The sequence below is a fragment of the Campylobacter sp. TJR-1 genome, assembly GCF_032840035.1.
Lineage (GTDB): Bacteria > Campylobacterota > Campylobacteria > Campylobacterales > Campylobacteraceae > Campylobacter > Campylobacter fetus.
In genome coordinates, this window is sequence record NZ_JAWIZX010000002.1 from 269,173 (window position 1) to 284,630 (window position 15,458).

A 15,458-nucleotide genomic window follows, 5' to 3' on the forward strand; every position below is an offset into this window, starting at 1 on the left:
ATGAATAGTAGAAGAAAATTTTTAGGTAGCTTATGCGCTCTTACATCGGCCGCTGTTTTAAAAGCTAATAACTTTAGCGATGAGCAGTTTAAGTGGGACGAAGAATGGGATGTTTTGGTAGTCGGATCGGGATTTGCCGGTACGGCTGCTGCTTGTCAAGCAATCGATGAGGGCGTAAAAACATTGCTGATAGATAAAATGCCCGTTCTTGGAGGAAATTCAGCTATAAACGGCGGAGCGTTTGCGGTCGTAAATTCAAAATTTCAAAAGGTTCGCGGCATAGAGGATTCTTATGAGCTTTACGTAAAAGATATTTTAAAAGCCGGACTTGGGTTAAATAGAATGGATCTAGTGGAAGTTATAGCTAAAAACGGAAATGACGCTTATGAATATACGTTAAAAAAAGGCGTGTATTACAGAGACGCGCTAGGTCAGTTCGGCGGACATTCTGTTCCAAGAACGATTTGGCCAGAAATAAACTCGGGCGGCAAGATCACGATACCTTTGCAAGAATACATTATGAAAAGCGGTGGAACGATCAGGACTAGGGTTGTATTAGATGATTTTATAAGAAATGATAACGGAAAAATCATTGGAGTAAAAGTTAGGGAAAATTACGACTTTATATTTGATCCTTTAAAAAACGAAGATGATAATAAAAGCGGTATCGTGAAATTTTACAAGGTAAATGGCGGAGTCGTTATGGCAACGGGCGGTTTCGCTTATGATGTAAATTTCAGACAAACGGTCGATCCGAAATTAACTGCGGATCTAGACTGTACGAATCACTATGGTGCAACGGCGTACGCTCTAAAAACTATGATGAGAAACGGCGCTGATACGGTTGGTCTAAAATGGATACAACTAGGACCTTGGGGGAGTCCTGATGAAAAAGGATTTGGTATAGCTCCTGTTTTTGCGATACCTGCTTTTAGTTATGGCGTAATGGTCGATGCAAGAACAGGAAAAAGATTTGTCAATGAGCTTGCAGATAGAAAAATTCGCTCAGATGCCATTTTAAAAATGCATAAAAATCCAGACGGAAGCATAACTCATCCAGTTGTTATATGTGATAGCATCGGCGCACAAGGCACTACAAAAGCAAACGTACAAAGAGGAATAGATAAAAAAGTCATAAGAGTTTTTGATACGCTTAAAGAATTAGCAGATTTTTATAAAATTCCTTACGAAGGGCTTAAAAAAACCGTTGATGATTATACGAGGTATTCAAAAAACGGAAAAGACGAAGAGTTTGACAAACCGTTTTTTAAATTTAACGATATGATCCCGGATCTCACAAAACCGCCTTTTTACGCATGGCAAGCCTTGCCAAAAGTTCATCATACGATGGGCGGAGTGAAAATAGACACCGAAGCTAGAGTTATAGACAAAAACGGAAATATAATCGAAGGGCTTTTTTCTGCCGGAGAAGCAGTCGGCGGACCGCATGGAGCTAGCAGGCTCGGAAGTTGTGCTATACCTGATTGTTTAGTTTTTGGAAGGATAGCCGGCAAAAACGCTGCTAATCTAGCAAAAAAGGAGAAAAAATGTTAAAAATTTTCAAGATATTTTTAACTATATGTATCGGACTATCTATAAGCTCTTTTGCCGCAAATTTAGATCTTAATACATTTACGAAAGAAAATTATCCTATAAAGGCTCATCACGAGAAACTTGGATTTGACTGCAAAAATTGTCACAAAGAAAAAATCCAAACGAATATAAAGCTCTAAAAACAGATGAGTGTTTGAGCTGCCATAAAAGCTACAAACGTTTAGCAGAGAGAAGCGGTCACCTTGGATATGATGATAACATACATAGCAGTCCGCATTATCCTAATATGGATTGCAATAACTGTCATAAATCACACAAGTCTTCACAAAATTATTGTGTAATGTGCCATTCGCAAGATGGTATGAAAAAAATATTGGTGCCATAAGGAGATATGATGAAAAATATTTTTATAAAAATTTGCATATTTTGTATTTTTGCATTCATCATATTTTTTGGCGATAACTCTTTGATACACGCTACAAGCGACGATAAATTTTGTACCGTTTGTCACGAATGGATGGACCCTATGGTAGAAGCTTATGGGCAAAGCATTCACGGAGGTGCGAATAATCACGGATTTAAGGCAAGTTGCACTAGTTGCCATTTGCCTAATGATAGTTATGTAAAATACGTTTTCAAAAAAGGCTTAAACGGCATCAGCGAAGCTACTCATATGGTTTTTAACGATGCAAAAGAGATGGATTGGCAAGGCAATAGAAAAAATCGCGAGGAATTCGTATATGATAGCGGTTGTATAAGTTGCCATCAAACAATTTTAGATATAAACTCAAGCAATCAAAATATCAATGATATGCATAATCTATACGCGGCGTCTATTCAAAATAAAGATAAAAAAATAAGTTGCGTAAGCTGTCATAAAACCGTAGGTCATAAAAATTTGGGTAAAATACTGTATGAGATCAAACATCCGCCTGTCGGAGACTGGGGAGATGAAATAAAAAGATAAGGAGCCTTATGAAAGAGATATTATACAAAAATAATATCTTTATAATATTTTCTATATTTTTCTTATTGCTTATGATAGGAAATTATTACCTAAATCGCTCATTTGTGAAAGAAGTTCTCACAAATGAGCAGCTTAGTATTTTAAAAAATTCAAGCGACAAGATACAAGAATGGCTTGAAAATAAAAAAACTAGTCTCAAATTCATTAGTTTGCTTGTCGCAAATTTCGACCATACGAAAGAGCAAAATACTATACAAGATATACTTATTAAATCTCAGGAAATAGCAAATTTTTCAAGTACGTACGTCGGATATGAAAACGACACGATGCTTTCTAGCAGAGTATTTCAAGGTCCAAAAAATTACGCGCCGACGCAAAGACCTTGGTATATAAACACTGTTTTACAAAACGGAATTTACATCACCAAGCCATATCTTGATGCCGGACTTAAAATTCCAGTTATATCGATTTGTCAAAGTATAAAACGAGAAAATAAACTACAAGGCGTGATTTGCGGTGTGATATCTTTCGAGAGTATAAAAAATGAAATTTTAAATTTGAGACTAGAAAACGGATATATATTTTTAATAGACGAAGATCTTAACATCTTACTTCATCCAGATAGCGAAACAGGATTTTCCCAAACAAAATTTAATATAGAAAATTTAGATTTTATCAAATCGTTAAGCCATGAAACGCAAAATGAAATTCTAAATTTCAAACCGCTTGAAAACTCAAAATTGATCTTGGTTACAAAAACGCTAAAAGATAATATATATATAACAAAATAAACGAGCAATTTATAATAAATCTTATGATATATGTTATCAGTATTATTTTATTTTTGATATTGGCTTACTTTTACAACAAAAGGTTAGAGCGACAATCAAAAATATTTGAAAAAGCAAAAAGAGATTACGAAGTTCTTTTGTTCCAACAAACTAAAATGGCGGAGCTCGGTCAGATGATAGCGGCGCTTTCTCATCAGTGGATACAGCCTTTAAATTCACTCGGAATTTTCCTTGGAAATTTGATGCAGTTTAAAAAAATGAATAAACTAAGCGATGAAATTTTTTATGACAATATCACTAGATCTTTACAAAATATAGATTATATGTCAAAAACTATGGATATGTTTAAGAACTTTTATAAGATTGAAAAAAACGTTCAAGAATTTGATATACAAAAAGCGATAAACGATACGGTATGTGTTCTTTTTCCGGTAAAATCAACGATAGATATCAAAGTTACCATAGCAAAAGGCGTTACGCCGATGTGTAAAAATTATATAAATGAATTTAAACAGATAACTGCTTGTTTGATCCAAAATTCAAAACAAATTTTACAAAATAGTAAAAACAAAAAAAGAACCAGAATAGTAGTTAATATAAAACAAACTCAAACTCATTTTGTTATCAGAGTTATCGACAACGGTGATGGAATAGCTCAAAATTTCAAAGACGATCTTTTCACTCCTTTTATGAGTACGAAAGGCAGCTCCGGACTTGGTTTGTATATATCAAAATTGATAGCAAATAAAAAATGCGGCGGAGATCTATATGTAAGCAGATATCAAAATCCGACTATTTTTACGCTAACTATACTAAAAAAGGTAAAAGATGATAGATGAAAATATACTTAAAAAACTAAAAAATATATCGGTTTTGCTTGTTGAAGATGATGAAAATACAAGATTTGCCATAACTCAATCCTTGCAGTTTTATTGCAAAAAAATAGACGTCGCAAGCGACGGGCTTGAAGGATTTGACAAATTTTTTAAAGATAATTTTGATATCGTAGTTACTGATATAAATTTACCGAATTTAAACGGTCTTGAGATGCTAGATGAGATTAAAAAAAGAGCCCCGCATGTAGCATCTATCATAATCACATCGTACGATACAAGCGAAAATATACTTGCAAGTATCGAGCTTGGGGCGTACAATTATCTTAGAAAACCTTTTAAAATCGAAGAGCTTCAAATAACTATTTTAATGGCTACAAAAAATTTATACGACAATAAAATATCCTTAAAAGACGACTATGAATATGACCTAGCTTCAAAAACGCTCTACAAAGACGGCGATATGATCTCATTTACAAAAATAGAATCAAAACTTCTGTATCTGCTTGTAAGCAATATCGATAAAATAGTAAGTTACGAGATGATCGAAAATTTCGTATGGGGCTATAAGGCGATGAGTAGCGAAGCCTTGCGTATGGTAATCAAAAAGATAAGATTAAAAACTACAAACGATATCATCGAAAATATTTCGGGTGTCGGATATAGAGTCATATCAAAGAAGTAAATTTAAACTCGGTGTTATAAATTTGATTGGTTTTAGGAATTTTATGGCGGACAGAGAGGGATTTGAACCCTCGAAAGCTTACACCTTACACGCGTTCCAGGCATGCTCCTTCAGCCGCTCGGACATCTATCCATTGAATCTTATGATTATATAGTAATTTAGCTTAAATTTAAAATAGAACTCTGAAAGAAACCGCCCACTTTTCAGTGAGCGCTTTACAAAAAGGAGGTTATTTGTTTAGGAGTTGACATTATATTCTTGAATTTTTAATATTAAATTAATGTAACGTTAAGATTATAATTTAAAACATTAATTTATTGCCATATTGTTTCAAATTTTATAACTATTCTATCCGCTAAAATAGTTTTTATTAAGTTTTCGCTATAATCGTCTTAAAAAAGGAGACTTTTATGCTGACGCATTTAAATGAGCAAAATCTTCCAAAGATGGTTGATGTCGGTCTTAAAGATGTTACTAGGCGAGTAGCTGTTGCTAGTGGAGCGATAAAAATGTCTTTAGAGGCGTACAGCGCCATTAAACAAAATACGGGTAAAAAAGGTCCGGTACTTCAAACAGCAGTAGTAGCAGCTGTTTTAGGAGCTAAAAAAACCAGCGATTTAATTCCTATGTGCCACCCTTTGCCTATAAACTCTATTAATATAAATATAGAAGATTTGGAAGAGCTTCCAGGGTTTAAGCTCGAAGCTACAGTGATTACAGATGGAAAAACTGGAGTAGAAATGGAAGCATTAACCAGTGTTAGCGTTGGACTTCTTACTATTTATGATATGATAAAAGCTATCGATAAATCTATGGAAATAATCTTTATAAGATTAGATAGCAAAAGCGGCGGGAAAAGTGGAGATTATAGGAGAAAAAATGGCTAATGTATGTGATTTTAATGAAAAACCAGAGATAGTTTATCCGATTTTTTGGGAGTATAAAATTATTTTAGATAAAGACTCTGATGAAAAAAATTTGGTAAAAGAGTGTGTTGGAAACAGAAATTATACGCTTGATTTTTCTAAAAATAGCGCAGAGGGCAAATTTAAAAGTTTTAATCTTGCTGTTTTAGTAAATAGCGATGAAGAAAGATTGGAGCTTTTTAGCCTGCTTAAAAGATATTCAAAGTTCGTTTTATAAGGAGATACTATGAATTTAAAAGTGGTAATAGAGCAAAATTTAAATAACGATAATCTTGAAAACATTATCAAAAAAGAGATATTTAAATTTGCAAAAGATAGTTTTTTGGGACTTAGTTATGAGGAGAAATTAGAACGTTCTAAATCTTGCTTTAGTGAGATTTGTTCTTGTTTGAATGAGTTTGAACTTTTAAATCCTAAATTCGTAAATGCAGCCGTAGAATCTCTAAATAGGGCAATTGCTTACGAATCTGAGCAGTATCTATACAAGATAATATATGAAAGAGATAAATTAAAAAAGCAAATTATAGATCAAAAAGATCGGATAAGAGCTATTACGACGCTAAATTGTAAAAACATAGAAAATTATATATGTAAAACGGATTTTAAAAACAAAGATCAAATTTCAAAAGTTTTGAACGATAGATTGCTTTATGACACTCAGATGCTCGGTATCTTAAAAGAGACTACCGAATCTGCTTTTTTGACTACTATAGAGATGGGCGATGATGTTGAAGACACTGCGTATGAAATCGCTAAAAATATAGTTTATTTGGCTATAAATGAGGGGGATTTTACAAAAGAAAGATTTATAAATATCGCAAGAGTCGTGATAAAAAGTGCCGCTAGCATTGCAAATGAGAGTAAAATTTATGCAAAAGAGCTTGTTAAAAGCGCGATAAATGGCAGCAACGACGGCATTTCAAAAGCTATTGAAAAGTTTAAAGACGAGCTTAAATTTGCTCCGGACGAGATAGGAGATAGTTTAAATTATAGTGCAAAAGAGCTTATGAAAATAGAAGAAGATTTTATAATTCTATTAAAAGATATATCTTTAAGCGTGAATGAACCGGCTTCCATCATAGTAGCAGAAGTTTTGCAAAGCGACTATGATTCGTATTTTGCTAGACTAAGAAGAATTTCAGCTGAAACAAGAGAACAGATAATGGATAAGATAGATGAGATTAGCCATAAAAGATTTAAATTAACGGGTGATTTAAACATAGATGAGAGGATTTCAAATTTAAAAAAAGAGATTGGTGAGTTAGAGAAAAAAGCCAATCAAAAATTAACTCAGATAAAAAGTCTTCAAACATTTGAAAATGCAAAAACAGAAGCAAAAAAACTTGGAGATAGAGTTTATGAAGCCGCAAAAAATCTGATAGATTCGGCAAAGAAAAAGTAGAATATCAGAGTCAAATTTAGATAAATTTAACTATAAAGGCAGTAAAAAACTGCTTTTATAGTTGTTTTGTTCCAAATTTAGACTATTTTATCTCATCAGAACCTTTATATGTTGCCCAGACTTTTTGACTTCCGTCTTTATAAAATGCAATTATTTTATAAGTTTCTTCTATACCATCTTGTTCCATACCAGGACTTCCGATAGGCATTCCAGGAACACTTATACCAATGACGTCGTCTGGTTTTTGAGATAATAATTTTTTTATCTCGGCTGCTGGAACATGACCCTCTATAGCATATCCGCCGACCAAAGCCGTATGGCAGCTAGATAATTCATCTGGAACTCCAGCATTATGCTTTATATTCATTATATCGTTTGTTTTGTACTCTTTAGTACTAAATCCATTTTTCTCCATAGCTTTTGACCAGTTACTGCAGCAACCGCACTCCGGAGTTTTATAAACGTCTATATCTGCGCTAAACGCAGTAGTAGCAAGTAGCGTAGTGCCGATAAACAAAGAAGCAATTTTCATAAAAATCCTTTATAGGTAAGTTATGAAATTGTAAAATATTAGATTAAATGTAGAATTAATTAAAAGTGATTTGGGTCAAAGCCCAAATCATTATATATTATAGATAGCCATAAAGTCCAGCAAATATATATCCAAATATACAAGAGCTTATAACTCCGATAAGCCCCGGAATAATAAAGCTGTGATTTATAACGTATTTGCCTATATGTGTGGTTCCTGAGCGGTCAAATTGTATCGCCGCAAGGTCACTTGGATATGTAGGTAAAATATAATAACCATAACAAGCGGGAGCAAAAGCTAAAATTATAGCTGGGCTAACGCCTATTCCTAAAGCAAGAGGAACAAATGCAACTAAAGCTGCAGCTTGAGAATTAACAAATTTAGATACCAAAAGTAGCATTATGGCGTATGTCCAAGGATATTGAGTAACAACTCCACCAAGCATATCTTTCATCATAGGAGTATGCACTCCAAACATAGTCTCAGCCATCCATGATATACCAAATACGGCAACCAAGGCTATCATACCTGAGCGGAAAATCTCGTTTTTACCTATGCTTCCCGCGTTTGTAGGAGTAAAGATTAAGATAAGAGCTCCTGCTAAAAGCATAAAAATTTGAATAGTATCAACCATGCTTAGCGTAGTTTTTCGCTACTTTATTTGATAAAGAAATAGTTGAGTTTGGATACTCTTTTACTTCGCCTTTTACGTTTGTATAAATAACGCTACCTTGCTCATTTTGAGAAAGCATTAGTTTTGAACCGTCTTTTTGTGTGATAGTTAGTCCTGAGATATTGTTTGCAATATTTTTAACTTTACTACCTGAAATATCTATGCTAGAGCCAGAAACCTCAGCTTTTGCATCTTTTAAAACGATTTTTTCTAAGATCTTTTGCTCTGTCGGATATGTAGCTACGATTTGAACTACTGCACCGTCTTTATTTGAATTCCAAGCCGGTCTTAGGTCTTTGAAATATCCAAGTGTAGCAACTACGGCTATAGTTCCTAAAAATATCCACATAGCGGCCCAGCTGTTTTTTGGAAGTTTTTTACCAAGAAGAGTCGTGCCGTCTCCATACACGTATTTCTTTACTTCAGGATCTTTAATTCTTCCTTGAAATTCAAGGTCTTTATCGAGATCTTTTCCTCTAAACCAAGAAAACATTCCAACTCATAAAACACCAAGATATGTTGAAGGAATTGTTATTTTAAGAAGATCTAAATAACCGTCAAATCCAGCTAGATGATGATCTGCGCTTATAAGAAACGCTGTTAAAGTCACAACCGCAACAGAAACCGGACTCGCAATGATACCCATTTGAGAAGCGATCGAACTAGCAGCCATAGGACGTTCTGGACGAATTCCATTTTTGATGGCCACATCATAAACGATAGGAAGCATTGTATAAACAACGTGTCCCGTTCCGCAAAGTATAGTAAGAGTAGAAGTTACGAACGGAGCTAAAATACTTATGTATTTTGGATTTTTACGCAGTACTTTCTCTGCTATTTGCAGCATCACATCAAGTCCGCCGCTTGCTTGTAAAGTAGCGCTTGCTACAACTACTGCGAGTATTGTTAGCATAACTGCAATTGCAGGTTTTCCCGGTTGTATACCAAATGCGAAAACTAGAACTATAAGGCCTATACCGCCAAGAAGTCCTAAAGCTATACCGCCTTTTTTCGCACCGTAAAATAGACAAATAAGCACAATTAAAAGTTGAATTGTAAATTGCCAACCTTCACTTAGATTTATTAGAAAATCCATCGTTTCTCCCTTATTTAAAAAGTATTAGTAATAATTGTATTCCTATTAATTTTAAATTCTACTTAAATGCTCTGCAAATACATATTAATTATTAATATTTATAAAAAATAAATTTGTAAAAAATGTGCTATAATCAGCTAAATTTATAAGGGTTTATAGATGTTTTCATCGTTTTTTAAAAGTAAAAAGTGGTCTCTTTGGGCTTATGGCGGACTTCTTGTGATAGTCATTTCGCTAGTTCTTCAAACAAGATTAAATGTAGCAATTAATGATTGGTACAAAAATTTTTACGATATTTTACAAAATGTCAAAGAACATTCCATAGATGAGTTTTGGGCCGGAATTTGGAAATTTTTATTTATTGCTATGCCTTATGTTATTATCGCTACTCTTACTAATTTTTTTGCTAGTCATTGGGTATTTCGTTGGCGTGAAGCTATGACTTTTTCATATGTGGATATCTGGAGAAAGTGTGAACAAGATATAGAAGGATCTAGCCAGCGTATGCAAGAAGATGTTTATAGATTTGCTAAGATAACAGAGACTTTAGGACTTCAAGTTCTTAGAGCTATTATGATTCTTATAGCTTTTATACCTGTTTTGTGGGGACTTAGCAAAGGTGTTGACGTGCCTATTATAAAAGATATCCCAGGATCTTTGGTATGGGTAGCGCTTATAGTTAGCGTCGGAGGACTCGTAATATCATGGTTTGTCGGTATCAAGCTACCAAAACTAGAGTATAACATACAAAGAAGCGAAGCTGCATTTAGAAAAGAGCTTGTATATGCCGAAGATGATAAGATAAATTATGCCAAAAATGAGAGCGTTGTAGAGCTATTTACCGGACTTAGGATAAATTTTTACAGACTGTTTTTGCATTATGGCTACTTTAATATCTGGTTAATCTCATTTTCTCAATTTATGGTTATAGTACCTTTTATGATAATGGGAGCAGGGCTTTTTACGGGTCTCATCACTCTTGGTATTTTAGTGCAAGTTAGCAACGCATTTGATCAAGTAAGAAGCAGCTTTAGTGTATTTATAGATAATTGGACTACTATAACTGAGCTTAGAAGTATTCATAAACGTTTGGATGAATTTGAGAAGAATATCAAATTTAAAGGATAAATTTATAATGAAGAGTAATTTTGTTGCTATTTTGGCTTTTAGCTTAGTGATTTTAGGCGGATGTTTTTACAGCTCAACAAAGCCGACGGTTTCTCAAGCTAGCCATTCTCAGCTATTTTTAGTAAGCAAAGAGCAGATGGATGTCGGTGCTAAAGATGCTTATAATGAAGTTTTAATAGCAGCTAAAAACAAAAACAAGCTAAATGTCAACACCAAAGAAACCAAACGAGTAAGAGATATATCAAGCAGACTTATATCGCAAGTCGGTGCTTTTAGAAGTGATGCTAGGAGTTGGGATTGGCAAGTAAATGTGATAAATGAAAGCACGGTAAATGCGTGGTGTATGCCAGGAGGTAAAATAGTAGTTTATAGCGGAATAATAGAAAAATTAAATTTAAATGACAATGAACTAGCTGCTATAATAGGTCACGAGATCTCTCACGCCTTAAGAGAACATAGCAGAGAAAATGCTAGTATAGATTTAGCTAAAAATGCAGCTATCACGATCGGAGGTAAGCTTTTAGGGCTTGATGAGGCTAGTATGAATTTAGCAAATTTAGCTATAAAATATACGATAACTCTTCCATTTTCTAGATCAAATGAGACTGAAGCAGATGCTATGGGAGCCGAATTGATGGCAAGAGCTGGATTTGATCCAAGCTCTGCGATAACTCTTTGGGAAAAGATGTCAAAACTAAGTTCATCATCTGCTTTACAGATAACTTCCACTCACCCATCTCATTCTACTAGAATAAACGACTTAAAAAATATCATTAAAAAAGTAGAACCTTTATATCTAAATTCACAAAAGTAGTTTTTATATCGGTTTTATTTTAAATTTAAAATTTAGGTAAATTAACCTATCTAAATTTGCAGCTTTTATACTGCAAATTTATAGCTAAGATCAAGCAGTCGGGATTATAAATGGTAGCCAGTGAGCTATTATATAAGTTATAGCGCCACAAGCTATTATGAATCCTATCGAGTATTTTACTGTAAATCTAAATAGATCGCTTTCTTTTCCTACCAAACCAACAGCTGCACACGCTATAGCGATACTCTGCGGACTTATCATTTTACCTACTACGCCCCCAAACGTATTTGCTGCTAAAAACAGTACATCAAGACCTTGCTTGATTGTCGCATCAGGTGCACTCATAAGTGCGTTTGCAGCTGCTACTTGAAGTGATCCAAATAGTAAATTTGAGCTAGTATCCGAGCCTGTTAGAAATACTCCTAACCAACCTATAATAGGTGAGAAAAATGCAAACGCGTCGCCCGTTTGAGCAAGAGCCGTTCCCATAAGACTTGCTTGACCGCTTTTTTCGGCTAAAACTGCGTAAGCGACCACCAGACCTATCGTAAGTACCGGAATTTTCATCTCTTTTAAAGTATCTTTGGCTGCTAAAGCGACTGTTTTTGCATTTACGCTTAGTATAAATATGCTCACTATGCCGGCTAAAAGTATAGCCGTACCTGCTGTAAGTATTAAGTCTAGTCTAAATTTTATATCTTCATATATGACAAATGTCATACCGGTAAACTCAAACATCCCTCCGGTTTTAAATAGTGCTTTGAAACTAGGAATCTGCCAGATTATTACGGCTACTACTAGTATAATAAAAGGCGCCCATGCTAACCAAATATCTTTTAAAGGTATTAATTGCCCATCATCTTTATATTCGCTTCTGTCAACTCTGAATATATTTTTTGGTTTCCAAATTTTTAAAAATGCAGATGTAACTATGATGGATACTATCGCCGAAATAATATCTGGAAGTTCCGGTCCTATATGGTTTGAACTATAAAACTGTGTCGCCGCAAAACTGATAGTAGCTACAAATATAGCAGGAAACGTCTCCCTAACTCCTTTAAATCCATCCATTAAAAATACGATGAAAAACGGAACAAAAAGACTAACAGGCGGAAGCATTCTTCCTACCATTGCGGAGATAACGTTTTGATCGACATTTACAGCTTGAGCCATAGCTATAATAGGAATTCCAACAGCGCCAAATGCAACTGGAGCGGTATTTGCTATCAAACAAAGACCAGCAGCGTATAAAGGGCGAAGGCCAAGTCCAACTAACAAAGCCGCAGTTATAGCAACAGGTCCGCCAAATCCGATAGCGCCTTCTAAAAACGAGCCAAAACAAAACGCGATCAATATAACTTGAATTCTGTGATCCGGAGTTATACTCATTACACTATGTTTTAATACGTTAAAGTATCCGCTCTTATCAGAAAGTTTGTACAAAAATATTGCGGCGATTATAATCCACGCAATAGGCCATAAGCCTTTTAAAAATCCGCCTGCAAACGACGCTAAAGCCTTGATCACGGACATATCATTGAGTGTGATAGCTATGATAAAACTTAGAGTAACCGTAGCTGCTGCGGCCACCCAACCTTTTAGCTTCAGCCATACTAAGGCTGTAAAAAATAGAATAATAGGCAGCCCGCTAATAGCGGCATGTAGCCAATTTACTTCATTAGTCATTAAGTCTCCTTATAATTTTTTTATAAAGCTATGGTGTTACTATATCAAAAAAATTAAGTTTTATAAAGAATACTTATTCAATTTATCAAAAAAAATAGTTAATATGTTTAAATTTGTTACATACTAGGCAATATTTTAATAGTTTATTATAAAATATTTTAAGTATATAGTTTAAATTTATAATTGTTTAAATTTGAAACATATCGTAAAAATAACACACATTTACTTTTTATAAGTTTGAAATTTGAATTATGAATTGTTTAATATATTTTTGTAAAAAAATTTGATATAATATGAAAAATTTTTTCTAAATAAGGATATTAATTGGACACGGAACCCATTCTTATGATTATACTTGCCGCTGTTTTTATATTTTTAAACGGCTTTTTCGTTTTATCTGAATTTTGTATTGTTAAAGTCAGAAAGTCAAGGCTTGAAGAGCTTGTAAAAGACAGAGTCCCAAATGCAAAACTCGCCTACAAAATGTCAAATTCACTAGATACTTATCTTAGCGCTACTCAACTTGGTATTACCCTTAGTTCGCTTGCTCTTGGTTGGATAGGTGAGCCGGCGGTTGCAAATGTTATAGTATCTCCTCTTAAAAATTACTTCGGTATAGAAGGAGTAGCTGTTCATACGATATCATTCATTATAGCTTTTAGCATTATTACTTTTTTGCATGTCGTGTTAGGTGAGCTTGTACCAAAGTCTGTAGCTATAGCAAAATCAGAAAAAGCAGTTCTTATTATAGCTAGACCGCTATATTTCTTTTGGATTATATTTTTTCCTATTATAAAGATGTTTGATTTTATGGCTGGAATGTTTTTAAAGCTCATAGGTATAAAACCAGCCAAAGATAGTGAGCTTGCTCACTCTGAAGAGGAGATAAAAATTATAGTCGGAGAGAGTTTAAAAGGCGGCGTTTTAGATAGCATGGAAAGTGAAATTATCAAAAATGCGGTAGATTTCAGCGATACGGTTGCAAAAGAGATCATGACTCCTAGAAAAGATGTTATATGTCTAAATAAGCAAAAGAGTTTTGAAGAAAATATGCAAGTTATCCAAAATAGTAAATTTACTAGATTTCCATATATAGATGGGAGCAAGGACGTTGTTTTAGGTATGATACATATAAGAGATATTCTCCAAAATGATTTAATCGGGCACAACACAAATCTTGATAAAATCGTACGTAAATTTATAATTGTTCCTGAAAATAGCTCTATCTCAAAGATATTGGTAATGATGAATAAAGATAGAATTTCAGCAGCTCTCGTCGTCGACGAGTACGGTGGAACCGCAGGACTTCTTACTATGGAAGATATCATAGAAGAGATAGTAGGCGACATAAACGATGAGCACGACGATAAAAATCAAAGTTATAAAAAAATCTCTGAGCATAGTTATGAGTTTAACGGTAGATTTGATATAGAAAGCGTTGAAGAGATTATGGAGATAAGCTTTGATGAAGAAACAGAACAGCTTACTATAGGCGGATATGTATTTAATCTTTTTGAAAGACTTCCGGTGGTCGGTGATACGATTGAAGATGAAAACTGTATTTATGAAGTTCTGAAAATGGATGGAACTAGCATATTAACAGTAAAAGCAACTCTTAAATCCGAAGATTCTAACAATTTTATTTAATAATACCCAAGGCAGAGCGTATCAGTAAGTTTGATACGCTTTTCTAACGGAGTAGGCGAAAAATACTTGCACTTTTCTATATAAATATGCGTTTTATAATCAAGCCCCAAGTCATCATATAGCTTTTTCAAATTTACAAATTTAAATTTAGCTATATTTCTAATCTCTAATTTATCATATAAATTTGAACCGTTCGATTTTGTTAAGTGAGAACTAGAAAGTCCGGTAAATGAGCAAAATGCACTAGAAAGAACAAATCCGTTTAAATTTGAGCAGCTTTTTAAATAAATTTGGTATTTGACTGGAATTGATTTTTTGTGTAAAAATACCGCTTTTGAATTTTGATATGATGCGCAAACTCCGTTTTTCCAAAATAGATAAGCATTTGAACTGATGTTTGCTAATTTATATATTTCGTAGTTAAGAACATATTCATCTAAAAATTCATTACAGGGCAGTGTTATTTTGAGCATATAAACCTCGTTATTAGAATTTAAAATAAATTTTTATTATAATCTAAAATTTAATACTATTTTATCTTAATAATGTATATATAATTTATAAATCTAGTTAAATATCATAATTGCACTAATTATTTTGCAATCTATCTACCATTTTAAGCCTCCTTTAAGCACTACTCTTGTATAATTCCAACTCACGAAACGGGAAAGACCTTTTAACTCTTCTAGTTAGAAATCCTTTTTATTTTCGATGTTTTTTAAAT

General features: G+C 33.7%; 16 protein-coding genes, 1 tRNA gene and 1 pseudogene. 13 read left to right on the plus strand and 5 right to left on the minus strand.

What is annotated here, in order from left to right; translation table 11 throughout:
* Genes RVY88_RS03315 through RVY88_RS03345 form a run of 7 tightly spaced genes read left to right on the plus strand, consistent with a single transcriptional unit; the run spans position 1 to position 4,830 of the window.
* On the plus strand, positions 1–1,554 hold the full coding sequence (locus RVY88_RS03315; protein WP_162167252.1) for a flavocytochrome c: 1,554 nt from the start codon (positions 1–3) through the stop codon (positions 1,552–1,554).
* On the plus strand, positions 1,548–1,733 hold the full coding sequence (locus RVY88_RS03320) for a hypothetical protein (RefSeq protein WP_238389017.1): 186 nt from the start codon (positions 1,548–1,550) through the stop codon (positions 1,731–1,733). Before RVY88_RS03315 ends, RVY88_RS03320 begins: the two co-directional genes overlap by 7 nt.
* On the plus strand, positions 1,694–1,939 hold the full coding sequence (locus tag RVY88_RS03325; RefSeq protein WP_238389016.1) for a cytochrome c3 family protein: 246 nt from the start codon (positions 1,694–1,696) through the stop codon (positions 1,937–1,939). Before RVY88_RS03320 ends, RVY88_RS03325 begins: the two co-directional genes overlap by 40 nt.
* Before the next feature lie 9 nt (positions 1,940–1,948).
* Positions 1,949–2,521 carry a cytochrome c3 family protein gene (locus RVY88_RS03330; protein ID WP_162167251.1) on the plus strand — a complete coding sequence of 191 codons (573 nt, stop codon included), beginning with the start codon at positions 1,949–1,951 and terminating at the stop codon, positions 2,519–2,521.
* An 8-nt stretch (positions 2,522–2,529) separates the two neighbouring features.
* Positions 2,530–3,312, plus strand: coding sequence for a cache domain-containing protein (locus tag RVY88_RS03335; RefSeq protein WP_238389015.1), 783 nt, complete (start codon positions 2,530–2,532; stop codon positions 3,310–3,312).
* Between the two features lie 23 nt (positions 3,313–3,335).
* The gene (locus RVY88_RS03340) at positions 3,336–4,151 is read left to right on the plus strand and encodes a sensor histidine kinase (RefSeq protein WP_238389014.1); all 816 of its coding nucleotides are present in this window, start codon (positions 3,336–3,338) and stop codon (positions 4,149–4,151) included.
* On the plus strand, positions 4,141–4,830 hold the full coding sequence (locus RVY88_RS03345) for a response regulator transcription factor (protein WP_162167250.1): 690 nt from the start codon (positions 4,141–4,143) through the stop codon (positions 4,828–4,830). The genes RVY88_RS03340 and RVY88_RS03345 overlap by 11 nt, the downstream gene beginning before the upstream one ends.
* Positions 4,831–4,874: 44 nt before the next feature.
* Here the strand turns inward: RVY88_RS03345 and RVY88_RS03350 are convergent.
* A tRNA-Ser gene (locus tag RVY88_RS03350) sits at positions 4,875–4,962 on the minus strand.
* 278 nt (positions 4,963–5,240) lie between these two features.
* On the opposite strand from RVY88_RS03350, the gene moaC reads away from it, so the two are divergent.
* The 3 genes from moaC to RVY88_RS03365 are packed head-to-tail and all read left to right on the plus strand — an operon-like array spanning position 5,241 to position 7,158.
* Entirely contained in the window at positions 5,241–5,717 is a 477-nt protein-coding gene (gene moaC, locus RVY88_RS03355; RefSeq protein WP_011731713.1) for a cyclic pyranopterin monophosphate synthase MoaC, read from the plus strand.
* On the plus strand, positions 5,710–5,973 hold the full coding sequence (locus RVY88_RS03360; RefSeq protein WP_002848135.1) for a DUF493 domain-containing protein: 264 nt from the start codon (positions 5,710–5,712) through the stop codon (positions 5,971–5,973). Before moaC ends, RVY88_RS03360 begins: the two co-directional genes overlap by 8 nt.
* A 9-nt stretch (positions 5,974–5,982) precedes the next feature.
* Positions 5,983–7,158 (plus strand): hypothetical protein, encoded by a 1,176-nt coding sequence (locus RVY88_RS03365; protein ID WP_162167249.1) that lies wholly within the window; start codon positions 5,983–5,985, stop codon positions 7,156–7,158.
* An 82-nt stretch (positions 7,159–7,240) separates the two neighbouring features.
* Here the strand turns inward: RVY88_RS03365 and RVY88_RS03370 are convergent, their stop codons facing one another.
* Positions 7,241–7,690 carry a DUF411 domain-containing protein gene (locus RVY88_RS03370; RefSeq protein ID WP_002848137.1) on the minus strand — a complete coding sequence of 150 codons (450 nt, stop codon included), beginning with the start codon at positions 7,688–7,690 and terminating at the stop codon, positions 7,241–7,243.
* A 97-nt stretch (positions 7,691–7,787) separates the two neighbouring features.
* Positions 7,788–9,459, minus strand: a pseudogene (locus RVY88_RS03375) (anaerobic C4-dicarboxylate transporter).
* Positions 9,460–9,618: 159 nt separating this feature from the next.
* On the opposite strand from RVY88_RS03375, the gene RVY88_RS03380 reads away from it, so the two are divergent.
* Complete coding sequence (locus RVY88_RS03380) at positions 9,619–10,587, plus strand: putative transporter (RefSeq protein WP_002848139.1); 969 nt, start codon at positions 9,619–9,621, stop codon at positions 10,585–10,587.
* Between the two features lie 7 nt (positions 10,588–10,594).
* A complete protein-coding gene (locus RVY88_RS03385) occupies positions 10,595–11,401 on the plus strand; it encodes a M48 family metallopeptidase (RefSeq protein ID WP_162167248.1) in 807 nt (268 codons plus the stop codon).
* Between the two features lie 90 nt (positions 11,402–11,491).
* Here the strand turns inward: RVY88_RS03385 and RVY88_RS03390 are convergent, their stop codons facing one another.
* Positions 11,492–13,087 (minus strand): L-lactate permease, encoded by a 1,596-nt coding sequence (locus RVY88_RS03390; RefSeq protein ID WP_002848144.1) that lies wholly within the window; start codon positions 13,085–13,087, stop codon positions 11,492–11,494.
* A 345-nt stretch (positions 13,088–13,432) separates the two neighbouring features.
* Here RVY88_RS03390 and RVY88_RS03395 point away from each other — a divergent pair, with 345 nt between their 5' ends.
* On the plus strand, positions 13,433–14,734 hold the full coding sequence (locus RVY88_RS03395) for a hemolysin family protein (protein WP_162167272.1): 1,302 nt from the start codon (positions 13,433–13,435) through the stop codon (positions 14,732–14,734).
* Here RVY88_RS03395 and RVY88_RS03400 read toward each other — a convergent pair.
* A complete protein-coding gene (locus RVY88_RS03400) occupies positions 14,731–15,207 on the minus strand; it encodes a hypothetical protein (protein WP_002848148.1) in 477 nt (158 codons plus the stop codon). The two genes, RVY88_RS03395 and RVY88_RS03400, sit on opposite strands and share 4 nt — an antisense overlap.
* Positions 15,208–15,458 lie beyond the last annotated feature (251 nt).